Annotated in this window: 21 protein-coding genes; 13 read left to right on the top strand and 8 right to left on the bottom strand. The window is 63.6% G+C overall.

The features are described 5' to 3' along the window. Positions 1–16: 16 nt before the first annotated feature. Entirely contained in the window at positions 17–679 is a 663-nt protein-coding gene (gene pyrE, locus CBW50_RS07555) for an orotate phosphoribosyltransferase (RefSeq protein ID WP_076568256.1), read from the top strand. 13 nt (positions 680–692) lie between these two features. Further along, positions 693–1,019, top strand: a complete 327-nt coding sequence (locus CBW50_RS07550; RefSeq protein ID WP_216356323.1) for a low molecular weight protein tyrosine phosphatase family protein — start codon at positions 693–695, stop codon at positions 1,017–1,019. Here the strand turns inward: CBW50_RS07550 and CBW50_RS30305 are convergent. Both CBW50_RS30305 and CBW50_RS07545 read right to left on the bottom strand, forming a co-directional pair. Beyond that, positions 955–1,218 carry a GNAT family N-acetyltransferase gene (locus tag CBW50_RS30305; protein WP_226936267.1) on the bottom strand — a complete coding sequence of 88 codons (264 nt, stop codon included), beginning with the start codon at positions 1,216–1,218 and terminating at the stop codon, positions 955–957. The two genes, CBW50_RS07550 and CBW50_RS30305, sit on opposite strands and share 65 nt — an antisense overlap. Continuing rightward, positions 1,215–1,958, bottom strand: a complete 744-nt coding sequence (locus tag CBW50_RS07545; RefSeq protein ID WP_086144960.1) for a sulfite exporter TauE/SafE family protein — start codon at positions 1,956–1,958, stop codon at positions 1,215–1,217. The genes CBW50_RS30305 and CBW50_RS07545 overlap by 4 nt, the downstream gene beginning before the upstream one ends. 125 nt (positions 1,959–2,083) lie before the next feature. On the opposite strand from CBW50_RS07545, the gene CBW50_RS07540 reads away from it, so the two are divergent. From CBW50_RS07540 to CBW50_RS07525, 4 genes are all read left to right on the top strand, one after another. Beyond that, a complete protein-coding gene (locus CBW50_RS07540; RefSeq protein WP_086144959.1) occupies positions 2,084–2,977 on the top strand; it encodes a LysR substrate-binding domain-containing protein in 894 nt (297 codons plus the stop codon). A 21-nt stretch (positions 2,978–2,998) separates the two neighbouring features. Continuing rightward, the gene (locus CBW50_RS07535) at positions 2,999–3,874 is read left to right on the top strand and encodes an alpha/beta fold hydrolase (protein ID WP_086144958.1); all 876 of its coding nucleotides are present in this window, start codon (positions 2,999–3,001) and stop codon (positions 3,872–3,874) included. Positions 3,875–3,969: 95 nt separating this feature from the next. After that, positions 3,970–4,161 carry a YqaE/Pmp3 family membrane protein gene (locus CBW50_RS07530; protein ID WP_086144957.1) on the top strand — a complete coding sequence of 64 codons (192 nt, stop codon included), beginning with the start codon at positions 3,970–3,972 and terminating at the stop codon, positions 4,159–4,161. 59 nt (positions 4,162–4,220) lie between these two features. Then, positions 4,221–4,685: a carboxypeptidase-like regulatory domain-containing protein gene (locus CBW50_RS07525; RefSeq protein WP_139842435.1), complete on the top strand. Its 465-nt coding sequence runs from the start codon at positions 4,221–4,223 to the stop codon at positions 4,683–4,685. A 19-nt stretch (positions 4,686–4,704) separates the two neighbouring features. On the opposite strand, the gene CBW50_RS07520 is transcribed toward CBW50_RS07525, so the two are convergent. The 6 genes from CBW50_RS07520 to gatC all read right to left on the bottom strand — a co-directional run bounded on the left by CBW50_RS07520 (position 4,705) and on the right by gatC (position 11,000). Further along, entirely contained in the window at positions 4,705–5,742 is a 1,038-nt protein-coding gene (locus CBW50_RS07520; RefSeq protein WP_086144955.1) for an oxidoreductase, read from the bottom strand. Between the two features lie 86 nt (positions 5,743–5,828). Then, positions 5,829–7,076 (bottom strand): M56 family metallopeptidase, encoded by a 1,248-nt coding sequence (locus tag CBW50_RS07515; RefSeq protein ID WP_086144954.1) that lies wholly within the window; start codon positions 7,074–7,076, stop codon positions 5,829–5,831. Beyond that, positions 7,073–7,456: a BlaI/MecI/CopY family transcriptional regulator gene (locus tag CBW50_RS07510; RefSeq protein ID WP_086144953.1), complete on the bottom strand. Its 384-nt coding sequence runs from the start codon at positions 7,454–7,456 to the stop codon at positions 7,073–7,075. The genes CBW50_RS07515 and CBW50_RS07510 overlap by 4 nt, the downstream gene beginning before the upstream one ends. 190 nt (positions 7,457–7,646) lie before the next feature. After that, complete coding sequence (gene gatB / locus CBW50_RS07505) at positions 7,647–9,122, bottom strand: Asp-tRNA(Asn)/Glu-tRNA(Gln) amidotransferase subunit GatB (protein WP_301178800.1); 1,476 nt, start codon at positions 9,120–9,122, stop codon at positions 7,647–7,649. Positions 9,123–9,159: 37 nt separating this feature from the next. Next, on the bottom strand, positions 9,160–10,644 hold the full coding sequence (gene gatA / locus CBW50_RS07500) for an Asp-tRNA(Asn)/Glu-tRNA(Gln) amidotransferase subunit GatA (RefSeq protein ID WP_086144951.1): 1,485 nt from the start codon (positions 10,642–10,644) through the stop codon (positions 9,160–9,162). 53 nt (positions 10,645–10,697) lie between these two features. Beyond that, positions 10,698–11,000 (bottom strand): Asp-tRNA(Asn)/Glu-tRNA(Gln) amidotransferase subunit GatC, encoded by a 303-nt coding sequence (gene gatC / locus CBW50_RS07495; protein WP_086144950.1) that lies wholly within the window; start codon positions 10,998–11,000, stop codon positions 10,698–10,700. Here gatC and CBW50_RS29290 point away from each other — a divergent pair. From CBW50_RS29290 to CBW50_RS07465, 7 genes are all read left to right on the top strand, one after another. After that, a complete protein-coding gene (locus CBW50_RS29290) occupies positions 10,999–11,286 on the top strand; it encodes a hypothetical protein (protein WP_143450713.1) in 288 nt (95 codons plus the stop codon). The genes gatC and CBW50_RS29290 overlap by 2 nt on opposite strands. A gap of 64 nt (positions 11,287–11,350) precedes the next feature. Next, entirely contained in the window at positions 11,351–12,394 is a 1,044-nt protein-coding gene (locus CBW50_RS07490) for a rod shape-determining protein (protein ID WP_010393186.1), read from the top strand. A 106-nt stretch (positions 12,395–12,500) separates the two neighbouring features. Beyond that, positions 12,501–13,565, top strand: a complete 1,065-nt coding sequence (gene mreC, locus CBW50_RS07485; RefSeq protein WP_086144949.1) for a rod shape-determining protein MreC — start codon at positions 12,501–12,503, stop codon at positions 13,563–13,565. Then, positions 13,562–14,074: a rod shape-determining protein MreD gene (gene mreD / locus CBW50_RS07480; protein WP_076568268.1), complete on the top strand. Its 513-nt coding sequence runs from the start codon at positions 13,562–13,564 to the stop codon at positions 14,072–14,074. Before mreC ends, mreD begins: the two co-directional genes overlap by 4 nt. 12 nt (positions 14,075–14,086) lie before the next feature. Next, complete coding sequence (gene mrdA, locus CBW50_RS07475; RefSeq protein ID WP_086144948.1) at positions 14,087–16,057, top strand: penicillin-binding protein 2; 1,971 nt, start codon at positions 14,087–14,089, stop codon at positions 16,055–16,057. Between the two features lie 8 nt (positions 16,058–16,065). Then, on the top strand, positions 16,066–17,181 hold the full coding sequence (gene rodA / locus CBW50_RS07470; protein ID WP_086144947.1) for a rod shape-determining protein RodA: 1,116 nt from the start codon (positions 16,066–16,068) through the stop codon (positions 17,179–17,181). Then, positions 17,181–18,233 (top strand): septal ring lytic transglycosylase RlpA family protein, encoded by a 1,053-nt coding sequence (locus CBW50_RS07465; protein WP_086144946.1) that lies wholly within the window; start codon positions 17,181–17,183, stop codon positions 18,231–18,233. The genes rodA and CBW50_RS07465 overlap by 1 nt, the downstream gene beginning before the upstream one ends. Positions 18,234–18,239: the final 6 nt, after the last annotated feature.

The following is an 18,239-nucleotide window of genomic DNA, read 5'->3' as shown; positions in this document are numbered from 1 at the left end:
AAAAAATGAGGCTAATGTGAATAATTTACGCCAGCAGTTTATCGCGTTTTCAGTATCCAAGGGAGTCTTGCGGTTTGGCGAGTTCACCACCAAAGCCGGGCGCCAGTCGCCGTACTTCTTCAATGCAGGCCTGTTCCATGACGGCGCCACCCTGGCCGAGCTGGCGCAGTTCTACGCGCAGACCCTGCTCGACTCGGGCGTGGAATTCGACATGCTGTTCGGCCCCGCCTACAAGGGCATCACCCTGGCGTCGGCCACCGCCGTGGCGCTGGCCGGCAAGGGCCGCAACACCTCGTTCGCCTTCAACCGCAAGGAAGCCAAGGACCACGGCGAAGGCGGCACCATCGTCGGCGCCAAGCTGCATGGCAAGGTTGTCATCATTGACGATGTGATCTCGGCCGGCACCTCGGTACGCGAATCGGTGGACATGATCCGCGCCGCCGGCGCCGAACCATGCGCCGTGCTGATCGCCCTCGACCGCATGGAGCGCTCGGGCCCGGACGGCCAGCTGTCGCCAAGTTCGGCGGTGCAGGAAGTGTCGAAACAGTACGGCATTCCCGTCATCTCGATCGGCAACCTGGACGATTTGTTCGGCTACCTGAACGGCGCGGGCGCCGATCCGGAACTGCTGAAACATAAAGAAGCTGTCTCCGCCTACCGCGCGCGCTACGGCATCTGAGGTTCAGGCGCGCTTGAACGTCCTGTTCGTTTGCAGCCGCAACCAGTGGCGCAGTCCCACGGCGGAGCGGGTATGGCGTCGCCATCCCGCCCTGTCCGTGCGTTCGGGCGGTACCAGTCCGAACGCGCGCCATCCCGTCAATGCGAATGACCTGGCCTGGTGCGAGGTGATTTTCGTGATGGAGGAGAAGCACAAGTCGCGCTTGCGCGCGCAGTTTGGCCGCCTGCTTGAGCACAAGACCATCCACGTGCTCGATATCCCCGACGAGTATCAATTCATGCAGCCGGAACTGGTCGAGCAACTCGAATTGTCGGTCGCGTCCATTCTCTGCCTCGATTGACCCAGCGCACCTGTGCATAGCGCCGCTGGATTTCGCGCATCAATGCCCTGGCCACGCCGCGATGGCGAAATGGCGGTTTCACGAACAGCATATTGAGCGTGGCCTCGCCGCCGCAGGGGCTGAAATCGAGCATGGCCACCTGTTGCCCGTCGATGCAGGCCGACAGCGCATGCTCGCCCCAGGGCACCACGTCTATCATCCCAGCCATGGTTTGACCGCCGCATGCAGGCCCAGGGCGAACAGGCCGATAAAAAAGCAGCGCTTGAATACCTGTTGCGCGATGCGTCCGCGCAGCCATTGTCCGGCCAGCATGCCGGCCAGCGCCGGCAGCAGCGCATACGCGGAAGCGCCGGCCGCGCCGGGACTGAAGTCGCCGTGCAGGGCCAGGCTGGCCGCCAGCGCCACGGTCGATGCCGTAAAGGCCAGGCCCAGCGCCTGTACCAGCGTGTCGCGCGCCAGCCCGAGTCCCTGCAGATACGGTACGGCGGGAATCACGAACACGCCCGTGGCGGCCGTCACCAGTCCCGTCGCGGCGCCCGTCACGGGCCCCAGCCAGGCTTCGTGCCGCGCCGGCACGCGCAGCTGCAGCGAGCATAGGCCCGCCAGCGCATATACCATCAGCGCCGCGCCCAGCGCGACGACGGCCCAGGCGCCGCTGTCCTTCGGCAGCAGCGCGCCGCCCGCCAGGGGGCCGGCCATGACGGCGGCCAGCATGGGCCACAGGCGCCGCAGCAGGGCGCGCAGGCCGGGGCCGGCCGCCAGTTGCCACAGGTTCGTCACCATCGATGGCACGATCAGGAGGGCTGCCGCCTGCACGGGCGGCATGACGAGGCTGAGCGTGCCCATGGCTACCGTCGGCAGGCCCAATCCGACTACGCCCTTGACGAAGCCAGCGACGAGGAAGCTGGCGCCGACAGCCAGCAGGAATGACGTCTCCATTTTTTCTATTCCACAGTGATTTGCGTGGATTCTGCGCGTGCTTGCGGATTTCGCCAAGGTGGATTATTTTGAGTCAGCCTCAGTAAAATACGAAGGCTGGTAAGATGGTGAAAAGGGGAGCCGTTATGCGCTTTGATCTGGTTGATTTGCAGCTGTTCGTCAACGTGGTGGAGGCGGGGAGCCTGACGGCGGGCGCCGCGCGCAGCCATCTGGCGCTGGCGTCAAGCAGTGCGCGCGTGCGCGGCATGGAAGAGATGCTGGGCATGCCCTTGCTGCTGCGCGGCCGGCGCGGCGTCGAGCCGACCCCCGTGGGCCAGACCCTGCTGCATCACGCGCGCCTGGTATTGCTGCAAATGGAGAAAATGCGCGGCGAACTGGGCGAATTTACGCGCGGCTTGAAAGGGCAGTTGCGCCTGCTGTGCAATACGGCGGCGCTCAGCGAATTCCTGCCCGAGGCCCTGGGCGCTTTTCTCGACCGCCATCCGAACCTGACCATCGACCTGGAAGAGCGTCTCAGTTACGATATCGTCAAAGCCGTCTCGGAAGGACTGGCCGACATGGGCATCGTTTCCGACTCGGTCGACATGCGCGGCTTGCAGACGTTTTTGTTCCGCCCCGACCGGCTGGTGGTCATCGCCGCGGCAGATGGCGTGCATCACCGCGCGCTCGGACAGGACGGCGCCGTCGATTTCGCCAGTGTGCTCGATCACGATTTCATCGGCCTGGCCGACGACAGCGCGATGCAGCAGTACCTGGGCCTGCATGCGGCGCGCCTGGGGCGTCCGTTGAAGGTGCGCGTGCGCCTGCGCAGCTTCGATGCCGTCTGCCGCATGGTGGCCAGCGGCGTGGGCATCAGCGTGGTGCCGCTGGCGGCGGCGCGTCGCAGCCAGCAGTCGATGGCGCTGCGCTGCCTGGAATTATCGGATCCCTGGTCGGTACGCAACCTGACAATCTGCGTGCGCCAGTTCAGTGAATTACCCCTGTATGCGCGCCAGTTGATCGATCATCTGAAGGCGTGACAGGGCATGACAGGAGTTGCGATGCGTTTTTCAGAAGACAAGATGGCCAGCCTGCTGTGCAGCGACCAGGTCGAGCGGCCCATCCACATCTGGCAGCCGGAGCTGCCGCCACAGCCACGCGCCGTGATCCTGGCGATCCACGGCGGCATGGCGCATGCGGGCGACTACGTCACGCCGGCGCTGACCTTCCGCCAGCACGGCATCGCCACCGTCAGCTTCGATATGGTGGGCCACGACGGCAAGCGCAAGGTGGACATCCCCTCGTTCGAGGCCTTCCTCGACGACGAGGAGCTGTTCCTCGCCTGGGTCAAGCAGGCGTATCCGGGCGTGCCGATCTTCGTCATGGGCCACTCCATGGGCGGCCTGATCGCCACCCACCTGGGGCTGCGCCGCTTTGCGGGCGATCCGGCCATCAAGGGATTTGTGATTTCATCGCCGTTTTACGTGAATGCGATACCCGTGCCGAAGGTGCTGCAGATGCTGTCGGGCTGGCTGGCGCAGCGCTTCCCGACGATGAAAGTGCCATTGGGCAACTTGACCATGCTGCTCACGCATGATCAAACCATCACCGCGCGCCATTTCCAGGACGAGCGCGACGGCATCCGCGCCAGTGCGGCGTCGGTGCGTTTCGCCCATGCGCTGACGTCGGCGCAAAAGGAACTGGCGGGCGGCCTGTCGGACTGGCGTTTCCCCCTGTTCGCCGCGGTGGCGGGCGACGACAAGCTGGCCGACAGCCGCGCCACGGAGAGCCTGCTGCGCAGCGTGCCCGATGGCTTGCTCGACTATCATTTTTATCCGGCCAACTATCACGAGAATTTCAATGAAGTGAACCGCGAGGCGATCTTTGCCGCCATCCTGGCCTGGATGGAAAAATTGCTGGCACCCGTGCAGGCTTGACGGCCGGGTATCGTTATAATCGGTTTGACTGCATTTACCGCCGGCGCATGCCGGCCCGGTCCCCGCGGTACAGGGGAATACTCAAGGAACGAACGATGCGCTTGCTGATTGCCCTGTTACTGCCGTGGCTGACCTTTTTCACGATCGGCCGCCCCATTGCCGGCATCATTTGCCTGATCCTGCAAATCACCTTGATCGGCTGGCTGCCGGCGACGATCTGGGCCGTGTATGCGCTGAGCCAGTTCAAGACGGACCAGAAGATCGCCGAGGCCATGCGCCGGCGCTAACCTAAGACTGGCCTAAGCTGCGCTTCCTATCTTGATTCAACCGACACGAGGAGAGTGAGATGGCACCAGACAGATGCAGTACCTTGACCCTGGCGGCGGCAATGCTGGCCGCCGGGCTGTTGCTGGGAAGTGCGGCGCAGGCGCAAAGCGACGCCGCACTGCCGCCTGTGCAGAAGAGCGGGGCGGTGGAATACCTGAGCGGCGGCATCGGCCTCGATGAGTCGGCGGCCATCAAGAGCGCCAGCCGGCATTGGCCTTTGAGCCTCGTGTTTTCCGTGCAGGCGGCGGGCAAGGCGGAATTTGCTTCCGACGTGAAGCTGGAAATACGCGACGCCAAGGGCGCTGCGGTGCTGGAAACGACGGCTAGCGGACCGTTCCTGCTGGCGAAACTGCCGCCGGGCAGCTACAGCCTGCGCGCTACCCTGGCCGGCAAGACATTGGAACGCAAGGTGCAGGTCAAGGCAGGCAGTTCCGCGCAGGTGGAGCTGGTCTGGCCGGCGGGAACGAACCAGGGCCGGCCTTGATGTAGCGACGGCAGCCCGATCAGCTGACCGCGAGCACGCGCCCTTCGGCGGCGCTTTGCAGCGCCAGTTCGATCAGGCGTATCGTCGCTGCCGCATCCTCGGCAGCCACGGGTGCCGCTGCGCCGTGGCGGATGGCGTCGGCCATGCCCTGGTAGAAATCCTGGTAGCAGCCAGGCTGCATCGCCAGGTGGTCGAAATGGCCGTCTGGCTGCGTGCCCAGGTGCAGCGCGCCGCGCACGGGATCGACGCCCCAGCCGGGCTGGCCCGGCCTGGCGCCCGCCTTCAGCGCGTCTTCCTGCGGGTCGAGGCCGAATTTCACGAAACTGCCTTTATCTCCATGCACGGCGAAGCGCGCCGTCGGCGCCTTCACCAGACAGCCTGCTTGCAGCACCACGCGTAAGCGGTCATAGTGCAAAACGATGTGCATGTAGTCGACGGCTTGCGCGCCATCGCGCTGCAGGACGATATCGGCGTACAGTTTTTCCGGCTTGCCGAACAGCTGCATGGCCTGGTCCAGCATGTGCGGACCCAGGTCGTACAGCAAGCCGCCGCCCGGTGCGCCGGACTCGCGCCAGCGCTGGCGGATCTCGGGGCGGAAACGGTCGAAGTGCGATTCGACGCTGGCGATGCGCCCCAGGGTGCCCTGCGCCAGCAGCGCTTTCAGGGTCAGGAAGTCGCCATCCCAGCGTCGGTTGTGGTACACGCTGAGCACCAGCTTGCGCTCTTTTGCCAGGGCGATCAGGCTCTGCGCTTCAAAGCTGGAAATGGTGAAGGGCTTGTCGACCACCACGTGCTTGCCCGCCTGCAGGGCCGCTTGCGCCAGGCTGAAATGGGCCTCGTTGGGAGCGGCGATGACGACCAGTTCGATGGCTGGATCGGCAAACAGCTGTGCGGGTTCCGCGTACACGGTCGCTTGCGGCCAGTCCTTGTGCACGAGTTCCGGCTTGCTGGAGGCGACGGCTGCCAGTTCCAGGGCATCAATGGCGGACAGCACGGGAGCGTGGAAGGTGGAGCCGGCAAAGCCGTAGCCGACGAGGCCGGTTTTGATCTTGTTCATGGCGTGTTCACAGGTGCGTGGATGAATCCATGATCATACCCGCAAGCGGGCGGCAGCTCCGCTGTTGCGATGCTGCCGCTGATACATTAGTTCAGGCTCCAGACATATTGCACCTTGACGCTGGCGCTGACCGGCTTGCCGCCAGCCAGGGCCGGCTTGAACGTGCACTTGGCAATGCCGCTGCGCGCCGCCTCGTCGAGGGCTGGATGGCCGCTGCTTTTGACCACGCTTGAGTCCAATACCTTGCCGGTGGCATTCACGTCGAAGGACATGATGACCGTGCCCTCTTCCTTCGCCTGCAGCGATGCCGCCGGGTAGACCGGTTTGCCGCACACGCCAAAGTCGATGACGGGGCGGCGCTCCGGCACGGGCGCGCCGTCGGCGGCGACGGCCTGGCCGTAGATGCCGAGGCAGGCGCCGGCCAGTGCCAGCAGCGGCACGGCCGCCTTCCAGTTCAGCGCTTGTGGTGCGGGGCGCAGCAATCGTTTGATACGTGACATAAGATCTCCTCCGTTGGCCGCCTGGGCCAGGTGGTGGGTTGAGAACTGGAGACGTTCCAGTTCCGAGAGTGCAAGAGCCAGACGCCGCGGTTCGCCCAGTTGTCTTGCTGCGAAATCATCTGCAATATGTTCGCGTTCAAGGCGCACGCCGCGTGAAATCCACCAGACGGCAGGGTGGAAGAACAGCAGTGCCTCGATGGCGTTTTGCAGCAGGTTGAGCAGATAATCGTGGCGCCGGATGTGCGCCAGTTCGTGCGCCAGCAGCGCGTCGAGCAGGTGGGGCGGCATGCCGGTGATCAGTGCAGCAGGCACCAGTACCATGGGACGCCAGATGCCGGCCGTGAGCGGACTGGCGATGTTGTCGAGCACGCGCAGCCGCACGGGCCGCGCCACGCAGGCATCGTGCGCCATGCGCGACAGCCTTGTCTGGAGCTGTCCATGCGTGGCGCCCGTGTTCCTGGCGCTGCGCGCTATCCACAGCATGCCCAGCGCCATGCGCACCGCCAGCACGGCGGCGCACAAGGCCCACACGCCGACGACGGCGCGCAGCAGCAAGTCCAGGTCGGGCAGGCTGTCGGGCGCCAGCAGGGCGGCAGGCAGCAAGGCGCTGGAGTACAGCGCGCCCGTGGCATCGGCCCCGGCCAGGCGCAGATACAAGCCCGCCGCCGGCCACGCCAGGCAGGCCAGCAGGGCGCCGCAACCGACGGCGTAGCGCGCCTCGGGACGCGCATTGCGCAAGGCCCCCCACGCCAGCGCCGTGGCGCAGCCGATCAGCAGCCCTTGCCACAGGAAGTGCAGCAGGGTCCAGCCCAGTGCCGGCACGAAGCCGCTCATGACAGATCGTCCTTGAGCATTTTTTCGATTTCCTCGCGTTCGGCGCGCGACACGCCCGTGCGCAGCGCCGCCAGCACCAGCGCCTTGGCCGAACCGGCAAAAGCCTTCTGCATCAATTCCTTGAGCAAATTCGTCTGCAGGCTGTCCTGCGCCTGCGCCGGCGCATACACGTGTGAGCGCTGGCTTTCGTCGCGGATCAGCAAGCCCTTGCCGTGCATGATCTGCATCAGGCGCAGCACCGTGCCATACGTGATGGCCGGCTTGGCCAGCGCCATCGCCTCGTGCACCTGCTTGGCCGTGGCGGCGCCCAGCGGCCACAGCGCCTGCAGCAGATCGAGTTCGGCTGCCGTCGGTTTCGGGATGTCGTGCGTCTTGGTCATGCGGTTTTCCTCTTGCCTGAAATTCAATAGGGCTAGATTAAACCTTGTAGACAAAAATGTATACTTTAATTTTCAGTGGCGTATAAACGCCTTTCAGGCAAGGGATAAAAGCTAGACAAACTTGTTTATGCGCGGATCGTTCAGACGAAAAAAAAGACGCCGCAGCGTCTTTTTTTGGGGCGAGTGAAAATTATCCCGCCAGCTTGGCTTTCAGCAGTTCCGTCAGCTGGGCCGGGTCGGCCTTGCCTTTGGAGGCCTTCATGGACTGGCCGATCAGCGCGTTGATCGCCGCTTCCTTGCCGGCGCGATACTGCTCCACCGACTTGGCGTTGGCCGCCAGCACTGCGTCGACGATGGCTTCCAGGGCGCCCGAGTCCGAGATTTGTCTCAGATCCTTGGCATCGATGATGGTATCGACCAGGTGCTCGTCGTTTGACTTCGCTTCCCACATGCCAACGAAGACTTCTTTTGCCGCCTTGTTCGAGATCGTGCCATCGGCGATGCGTTTGAGCATGGCGGCCAGCTGCGCGGCAGAGACAGGCGCCTCGTCCAGGTCCACGCCTTCGCGGTTCAGGGTCGACGATACGTCGCCCATCAGCCAGTTGGCGGCGGCCTTGGCGTTTTCCTTGCCGGCCTTGTCGACCACGGCGACGAAATAGGTGGCCATGGCTTTCGACTGCGTCAGCACCAGCGCGTCGTAGTCCGGCAGCGCGTATTCGCTGATGAAACGGGCGCGCATGGCGGCCGGCAGTTCCGGCATCGAGGCCTTGACCGTGGCGATCCACTCGGGCGAGATGACCAGCGGCGGCAGGTCCGGGTCCGGGAAGTAGCGGTAATCCTGTGCGTCTTCCTTGCTGCGCATTTCGCGCGTTTCCTTGCGCTCCGGATCGTACAGGCGCGTGGCCTGCACGACCTTGCCGCCGTCTTCGATCAGCTCGATCTGGCGGCGCACTTCGACGTGCACGGCTTCCTCGATGAAGCGGAAGGAGTTCAGGTTCTTGATCTCGCAGCGCGTGCCGAATTCCTTCTGGCCGACGGGGCGCACGGAGACGTTGACGTCGCAGCGGAACGAGCCTTCCTGCATGTTGCCGTCGCAAACGCCCAGCCACATGACCAGCGAGTGCAGGGCCTTGGCGTAGGCCACGGCTTCGGCGGCGCTGCGGATTTCCGGCTCCGAGACGATTTCCAGCAGCGGCGTGCCGGCGCGGTTCAAGTCGATGCCGCTCATGCCCGCGTAGTCTTCGTGCAGGGATTTGCCGGCGTCTTCCTCCAGGTGGGCGCGTGTCAGGTTCACCGTCTTGGTGACGAATTCGCCATCCTTTTCATAGCCGAAGGTCAGGGCGCCGCCGATGACGACGGGGTCCTCGAACTGGCTGATCTGGTAGCCCTTGGGCGAATCCGGATAAAAATAGTTTTTACGCGCGAAGACCGAGTGCGGCGCCACGGTGGCGCCCACGGCCAGGCCGAAGCGGATGGCGCGGTCGACGGCTTGCTTGTTCATCACGGGCAGCACGCCGGGCAGCGCCAGATCGACGGGGCTGGCCTGCGTGTTGGCGTCGGCGCCGTACTTGATCGGCGAACCGCTGAAAATTTTGGATTCGGTCGTGAGCTGCACGTGGTTCTCAAGACCGATGACGACTTCCCATTGCATAGTGTTCTCGCTTATTTTTTGGTGGCGCCGCCTGGGCGGCGCAAATTTTTTCTTAGATGCCGGCAGGGCTGCGCGTATGCCAGTCCGTCACTTGCTGGAACTGGTGGGCCACGTTCAGCAGCTTCGCTTCGCCAAAATAATTGCCGATGATTTGCAGGCCGACGGGGCGCTTGCCGTTTTTCTCGCCTGCGCCGAAACCGCAAGGGATCGACATGCCGGGCAGGCCGGCCAGGCTGGTCGACAGGGTGTAGATGTCGGCCAGGTAGTTTGCCACCGGGTCGTCCGTCTTGTCGCCCAGGTTCCAGGCGACGGTTGGCGCGACGGGGCCCATGATGACGTCGCAGACGGCGTTCGGGCCATTCAGGACGGCGTCGAAATCCTGCGCGATCAGGCGGCGGATCTTCTGCGCCTTCAGGTAGTAGGCGTCGTAGTAGCCGTGGCACAGCACGTAGGTGCCGACCATGATGCGGCGCTGCACTTCCGGACCGAAGCCCTGGGCGCGCGACTTCTTGTACATGTCCTGCAAGTCCTTGTACTCGGCGGCGCGGTGGCCGTAGCGCACGCCGTCGTAGCGCGACAGGTTCGACGACGCCTCGGCCGGCGCGATCATGTAATAGGCGGGAATCGACAGGGCCGTATTCGGCAGCGAGATATCGACCAGGGTGGCGCCCAGCTTTTCATACTGCGCCAGCGCGTCGCGCACGGCCGCTTCCACGTCCTTGGCCAGACCCTCGCCGAAGTACTCGCGCGGCACGCCGATGCGCAAGCCCGTCAGGGGGTGATCCAGGTCGCGCGAAAAATCTTCCGCCACGCCGCCCTGTTCCGGCGACAGGCTGGTCGAATCACGCTCGTCGAAGCCGGCCATGGCGGTGAGCAGCAGGGCGCAGTCTTCCGCCGAGCGGGCCATCGGGCCGCCCTGGTCCAGCGACGAGGCAAAGGCGATCATGCCGAAGCGCGACACGCGTCCGTAGGTCGGCTTGATGCCGGAGATGCCGCAAAAAGCGGCCGGCTGGCGGATCGAGCCGCCCGTATCGGTGCCGGTGGCCGCCGGCGTCAGGCCGGCCGCCACGGCGGCGGCCGAGCCGCCGGACGAGCCGCCCGGCACGGCCGTCTTGTCCCATGGGTTCTGTACGGCGCCGAAGGCCGAGTTCTCGTTGCCGGAACCCATGGCGAATTCATCGCAATTGACCTTGCCCAAAGTGACCATGCCGGCCGCCTGGAATTTTTCCACCACGGTGGCGTCAAACGGGCTGGCGTAGTTGGCCAGCATTTTCGAGCCGGCCGTCGTGCGCCAGCCTTTCGTCACGAACAAGTCCTTGTGGGCGATCGGCACGCCCGTCAACGGCGTGGCCGTGCCGGCGGCGATGCGCGCATCCGCTGCGGCAGCTTGCGCCAGGGTCAGGGCACGGTCGACGTGCAGGAAGGCGTTCGAGTTGTCCGCCTCGATGCGGTCGAGGAAATGCGTCGCCAGTGCAACGGCGGAAATTTCCTTGTTCTGCAAAAGCGTGGACAGCTGTTTGATGGATTTTGTATGCATGGCGTTTCTATTTTGATATTCAGCAAGAAGGCGGGAACGGCGCAGCGGCGAGTTTATTCGATAACCTTGGGGACGAGATACAGGCCATCCTGGACTTTCGGCGCCACGGCTTGGTAGGCGTCGCGGCGATTCTGTTCCGTGGCGACGTCCTCGCGCAGGCGCAGGGCGATATTGTCCATGTGGGCCGCCAGCGGGTGGCTCAGGGGAGCCACGCCATCGGTATTGACGGCTTGCATTTGTTCCGCCAGGGCAAAAATCTTGTTTAATTGTTCCAGCGAGGTGACGGCCTGGTCGTCGGCCATGTCAAGTTGTGCCAGATGGGCGATGCGTTTTACGTCGGAGAGTGTCAGGGACATGGCGAAGGGCGCGGAGTGCCGCGCATTAGTATTAAGTTGGCGTTTTGATAAAACGCGGGTATTTACTGCTATTTTGCTCACAAAAATCGAGGAATGCCGCGTAACTCGCGGCTGCAAGAGTCGCACTTTTCCATGGTTTTTGAGCAAATCGCATTCAAATTATAAGGTAGAATGGCGGGTTAATGCGTTGCCGGCGCTGATGGACTGCTGCCGCAGCATAGAAAAGATTGCGCAAGCGCCAAGCGAAACCCGGAAAAATCGCCTTTTGGATTTTCAGGGTGCCTGAAAGCGCCCGCTTTGAAACTCCCCATAAACAGCTTTTGCGCAGCTCGATGCGCTACAGGACACTCATGTTTGGTTTTTTACGCAGGTATATCTCCACCGATCTGGCCATTGACTTGGGCACGGCCAACACCCTAATTTATGTACGCGGCCTCGGTATCGTCCTGGACGAGCCATCCGTCGTCGCCATCCGCCAGGAAGGCGGTCCGAATGGCAAGAAGACCATTCAGGCAGTCGGCAAGGAAGCCAAGCAGATGCTGGGCAAGGTGCCGGGCAATATCGAAGCGATCCGTCCGATGAAAGATGGCGTGATCGCCGACTTCACCGTGACCGAGCAGATGCTCAAGCAATTCATCCGCATGGTGCATGACTCGAAATTCTTCCGTCCATCGCCGCGCATCATCATTTGCGTGCCTTGCGGTTCGACCCAGGTCGAGCGCCGTGCGATCCGCGAATCGGCACTGGGCGCCGGCGCCTCGCAGGTGTACCTGATCGAAGAACCGATGGCGGCAGCCATCGGCGCGGGCCTGCCCGTGTCGGAAGCGACCGGTTCGATGGTGGTCGACATCGGTGGCGGTACCACCGAAGTGGGCATTATCTCGCTGGGCGGCATGGTCTACAAGGGTTCCGTGCGCGTGGGCGGCGACAAGTTCGATGAAGCCATCGTCAACTACATCCGCCGCAACTACGGCATGCTGATCGGCGAACAGACGGCCGAAGCCATCAAGAAGGCCATCGGTTCGGCCTTCCCTGGTTCGGAAGTGAAGGAAATGGAAGTCAAGGGCCGCAACCTGTCCGAAGGCATCCCGCGTTCGTTCACCATCTCGAGCAACGAGATTCTCGAAGCGCTGACCGACCCGCTGAACAACATCGTCTCGGCCGTGAAGAACGCGCTGGAACAGACGCCACCGGAACTGGGTGCCGACATCGCCGAAAAAGGCATGATGCTGACGGGCGGCGGCGCGCTGCTGCGTGACCTGGACCGCCTGCTGATGGAGGAAACCGGCCTGCCGGTGCTGGTGGCCGAGGACCCGCTCACCTGCGTGGTGCGCGGTTCCGGGATGGCACTGGAACGTATGGACAAGCTCGGCTCGATCTTCTCCTACGAATAATCTGACAGAAGGGCCGGAACTTCAGTTTCCGGCCTTTTTTTGGTTTTGGCGCCGGCGTTTGCCCGGGGCCCGCACGTTGGCGCACTGCGCCTGATTACTGGATGTCATGGAATACAGTCCTCCGCCACTTTTCAAACAAGGCGCCTCCGCCCGCGTCAAGATGATGGTGTTCGCCGGCATTTCTATCGCCCTGCTGCTGGTCGATTCGCGCATGCACGCGCTGACGGCCGTGCGCCAGGCCGTCGGCACCGTGCTGTATCCGGTGCAGATGGCGGCCCTGGTGCCGCGCGATGTGGCGCTCGGCGTCGGCAATTACTTTTCTTCGTTGTCCGCGCTGGAAAAGCAGGTGCGCGACCTGAAACACGAACAGATCGCCTCGGCGCAGATCCTGCAACAGGCGCAACTCAACATCGTTGAAAACAACCATTTGCGCAAGCTGATGGAAGCGCGCGAAAGAGTCCCTGTCAAGACCATGATGGCCGAAGTCCTGTATGACACGCGCGACTCGGCCTCGCGCAAGATCGTGCTGGACCGGGGCATTCAGAACGGCGTCGAACTGGGCCGTCCAGTGATCGATAACCTCGGCGTGGTGGGGCAGGTCACGCGCGTGTTCCCGTTCACCTCCGAAGTGACCTTGCTGACGGACGAAGAGCAGGCGATCCCCGTGCAACTGCTGCGCAATGGCGTGCGCAGCGTGGCCATCGGCCGCGGCAAGTCCGGCACCATGGAATTGCGCTTCACGGCCCCCAGTGCCGATATCCAGATCGGCGACATTGTCATTACCTCGGGCCTCGATGGCCTGTACCCGGCCGGCCTGGCCGTGGCCCGCGTGACCCTGGTCGAACGCAATGCACACGGTCCGTTCGGCCGCGTCGTGTGCCAGCCGCTGGCCGGCATCGAACGCAACACACAGCTGCTCATCTTGATGACATCGCCCGAGATTGCTCCGCGCCCGCCCGCCGAAGATATCAAGACGGGCCGCAAGATCGCCGGCAAGATGGCGCCGATCAAGGACCCTGCCAAGGAGCCTGCTGCCGTCCCGGCGGGCGCGCCGGCCAACGCGGCCGCCGCAACGGCCGCGAAACCGCCTGCCAGCCCGGTAGCGAAACCGGCAGCGCCGGCTGCCGCAACAACACCTGTCGCCGTGCCACCGAAGGAGGCGACACGATGAACCGCCCGCATTACATCCTGCTGCCTGTCAGCCCCCTGTTCATCGGCTTTTCCCTGCTGTGCGCGTTCCTGTTGAATTTGCTGCCCTGGGGGCAGTTCGTCGGCGTACCCGATTTCGTCGCGCTGGTACTGGTCTTCTGGGGCGTCCATCAGCCACGCAAGGTTGGCATCGGCGTGGCTTTCTTCATGGGTTTGATGATGGACGTGCACGACTCGACCCTGCTGGGCGAAAATGCGCTGGCCTACACCCTGCTGTCGTATTTCGCCATCATGATGCACCGCCGCGTACTGTGGTTCCCCATCATGACCCAGGCGCTGCATGTGCTGCCGCTGCTGCTGCTGACGCAGGCGCTGCAATTGCTGACGCGCCTGATCGTCTCGGGCCGCTTTCCTGGCTGGCTCAATTTCATCGAGAGCTTCGTCGCCGTCGCCCTATGGCCCTTCGTTACCTGGATCCTCCTGGCGCCGCAACGCCGTGCCGTGGACCGGGATCACAACCGGCCGATTTGACGGGCGCCTGCAATGACTGAACTTAAGAATAACGAGCGCGAACTGCATTTCTTCCGGATGCGCCTGACCGTCCTGGGCGCGCTCGTGTTTATCTGCTTTTCGCTGCTGCTGGCGCGCTTCATCTGGCTGCAGGTGATCAAGCATGAAGACTATGCCACCAAGGCCGAGGACAACCGCATCGCGGTGGTGCCCATCGTACCCACGCGCGGCTTGATCCTCGACCGTAATGGCGTGGTCCTGGCGCGCAATTACTCGGCCTATACGCTGGAAGTGACGCCATCGAAGCTCAGTGCCAGCCTCGATTCCGTGATCGACGAGCTGTCGACCCTGGTGCAGATCGACGTCAAGGACCGCCGCCGCTTCAAAAAGCTGCTGGAAGAATCCAAGAACTTCGTCAGCGTGCCGTTGCGCACGCGCCTGACGGATGAGGAGGTGGCGCGCTTCACGGCGCAGCGTTTCCGCTTCCCAGGGGTGGAAGTGCAGGCGCGCCTGTTCCGCCAGTATCCGATGGGCGAAGTGGCATCGCATGTGGTGGGCTTCATCGGCCGCATCAACCGTAATGAAGCCAAGGCACTGGAAGAGGGCGAGGACGCGGCCAATTACAACGGTACCGATCATATCGGCAAGGAGGGCCTGGAAAAAAGCTACGAGAAGCAGCTGCACGGCACCACCGGCTATGAGGAGGTGGAAGTGTCGGCCGGCGGGCGCGCCATGCGCACGCTGTCGCGCACCGCCGCGACTCCTGGCAACAACCTGATCCTGTCGATCGACATCGAGCTGCAAAAGGTGGTCGAGGAAGCGTTCGGCGAGTGGCGCGGCGCCGCCGTGGCGATCGACCCGGCCACGGGCGACATCCTGGCCTACGTGTCCAAGCCAGGCTACGATCCGAACCTGTTCGTCGACGGCATCGACCAGCAAAGCTGGAATGAACTCAATACCTCGCTGGACCGGCCGATGGTCAACCGGCCCCTGTCCGGCACGTACGCGCCCGGCTCGACCTTCAAGCCCTTCATGGCGCTGGCCGCACTCGAGTTGGGCAAGCGCACGCCGAGCCAGTCGATTTCCGACCCCGGCTTTTTCATCCTCGGCGGGCACACCTTCCGCGACGACAAGGTGGGTGGCCACGGTACGGTCGACATGCACAAGTCCATCGTCGTCTCGTGCAATACCTATTATTACCAGCTGGGTCGCGACATGGGCATCGACGCCATCCACGACTTCATGAAGCCGTTCGGCTTCGGCCAGCTGACGGGGATCGACCTGAATAATGAAAAGACGGGCGTGCTGCCGTCGACAGAATGGAAGCGCAACCGCTTCAAGACCCCGCAGCAGAAAAAATGGGTGGGCGGCGACACGATTTCGGTGAGTAACGGCTCCGGCTACAATTCCTACACGCCGCTGCAGATCGCCCATGCGACGGCCAACCTGGCCAATAACGGTGTCGTGATGAAGCCGCATCTGGTGAAAATCATCGAGGACGCCAGCACGCGCGCGCGCACCCTGACGGTACCTAAGGAAAGCTACCGCATCGCGCTCAAGCAGGAAAATATCGACATCATCAAGCGCGCCATGGTGGGCGTGACGAGCGAACAGGGCGGTACGGCCGCGCGCATCTTCACCGGCGTGCAGTATACGGTGGGCGGCAAGACAGGCACGGCGCAGGTGGTGGGGATCAAGAAAAACGAGAAGTACAACGCCAAGCTGCTGGCCGAGCGCCTGCGCGACAATGCCCTGTTTACGGCTTTCGCGCCGGCCGACAAGCCGCGCATCGCGATCGCCATCGTGGTGGAAAACGCGGGCTTCGGCGCCGGCGTGGCCGCGCCGATCGCGCGCAAGGCGCTCGACTACTACCTGTTGGGCAAGCGCCCGAGCGACAAGGAAAAGGACACCACCAAGGTGCCGAAGGAAGATGTCGACGAAGTGCGCACCCTGGAAGAAATCACGGACGAGCAGGCTGCCCCGGCGCCGCCTGCCAGGCAATAAGGAAGCACATGCCCATTAACGAGAGGCGTTCGCTGTGGCGGCGCGCCAAACCCTACCTGGCGGTGTTTGATCCGCCGCTGATGATCATCATCCTGATGCTGCTGTGCACCAGCCTGCTGACCCTGTATTCGGCCAGCATCGGCATCCCCGGCAAGATCGAGGATCACCTGCGCAACATCCTGCTGTGCTTTTTCGTCATGTGGGTGGCGGCCAACGTCACGCCGCAGATGATGATGCGCATCGCCGTGCCCGCGTATACGGTGTCGGTCATACTGCTGGTGGCCGTGGCCCTGTTCGGCACCATCAAACTGGGCGCGCGGCGCTGGCTGCATATTGGCGTAATCGACATCCAGCCTTCCGAATTCCTGAAGATCGCCACGCCGCTGATGCTGGCCTGGTTCTTCCAGCATAATGCGGGCGCCTTGCGCTGGAAGTCGTTCCTGATGGCGGCCGTGCTGCTGCTGGTGCCCGTCTACCTGATTGCGCGCCAGCCCGACCTGGGCACGGCGCTGCTGGTGGTGGCGGCCGGCTTTACGGTCATCTTCCTGGCCGGCCTGTCGTGGAAGGTGCTGGCTGGCTTGCTGATCACCTTTGTCTCTTGCCTGCCGATCGCCTGGTCGCACCTGCATGATTACCAGCGCGACCGCGTGATGATGCTGATCGACCCGACCAAGGACCCGCTGGGCAAGGGCTTCCATATCATCCAGTCCATCATCGCCATCGGTTCCGGCGGCATGACGGGCAAGGGCTGGACGCACGGCACACAGGCCCACCTGGAGTTCGTCCCGGAGCGCACGACCGACTTCATCTTCGCCGTGTATTCGGAGGAGTTCGGCCTGGTGGGGAATCTGATCCTGATGCTGATGTATTTGCTGCTGGTGGGACGGGGGATGATGATCGCCGCCAACGCCCCCAGTTTTTTCACTCGCCTGCTGGCAGGAGCGATAACAATGATTTTCTTTACGTATGCGTTTGTAAACATGGGCATGGTCAGCGGCATTGTGCCGGTGGTCGGTGTTCCCCTGCCTTTCCTCAGCTACGGCGGCACTGCGCTGCTGACCCTCGGCGTCGCCTCCGGCATCCTGATGAGTATTCAGCGCCACCGCAAGCTGGTGCAGACCTGATGCGCGCGCCAGTCGATACCTTCGCCCTGCGTGGCCTGGGCCTTGCGGCCTTGCTGACCCTGGCCGCCTGCGGCACCACGCCGCAAAAGCCCGCTTCGAGCAACGTGCCCATGCCATCTGGAGGCAAGGTCAAGGCGCCTGTGCGCCAGGACCCCACCTTGCCGGCCTTGCCGGCGGCAGGTTCCGGACGCGGCGGCTACTACAAGGACGACGGTCCGGGCGACAATCCGCCGCCGAACCTGCGCGACGTGCCCGATGCGGAAGTGCGCAACGAGCCGTATTCCACGCGCTCGAACCGGCCCTACGTCGTCTTCGGCAAGACCTACACGCCGATCACCGGCAACGAACCGTTTACGCAGAAGGGCACCGGCACCTGGTATGGCAAGAAATTCCATGGCCAGCGCACCTCGTCCGGTGAAATCTACGATATGTACAAGATGACGGCCGCCCATCCGACCTTGCCGATTCCGTCTTACGCGCGCGTGACGAGCATCGACAGCGGTGAGCAGGTGATCGTGCGCATCAACGACCGCGGGCCGTTCCACGCCACGCGCGTGATCGATGTGTCGTACACGGCGGCGCTGAAACTGGGCTTCCTGGGCAAGGGCAGCCACCAGGTGGTGGTCGAACGGCTGCTGCCGGCCGATATCGATGCCATCCTGGCCGCCCGCGCGGCGCCGAAGCCGGCGCCATTGACGCCATCCGTGGTAGCCATCTCCATCGACACGCCGGTGGAGACGGGCGCCGTGGTACAGCCGGAAGTGACGACGCAGATGCTGCCGGTTGACGCGACGGTGGCCGCACCCGCGCCGGCGGCCCTGGCCAGCGGCTTTTATTTGCAACTGGGCGCCTACTCGCGCGCCGACAATGCGGAAACGGGGCGCTCGCGCCTGGCGCCATATGCGGCGGCCCTGGGCACTTTGGGCGTGGTGCAGGCAGGTAACCTGTTCCGCCTGTACGGCGGGCCTTTTTCCAGCCGCGCCGAGGCTGCGCGTGCGGCGGCAAATCTGCCGGAATCGACGGGGATCAAGCCTATCGTCATCCAACGCTAGGCGCGC

The sequence above is a fragment of the Janthinobacterium sp. GW458P genome, assembly GCF_002127585.1.
Classification (GTDB): Bacteria; Pseudomonadota; Gammaproteobacteria; order Burkholderiales; family Burkholderiaceae_D; genus Janthinobacterium.
The sequence above is the reverse complement of the archived record's forward strand: the minus strand, read 5'-3'. Positions and strand labels throughout refer to the sequence as shown.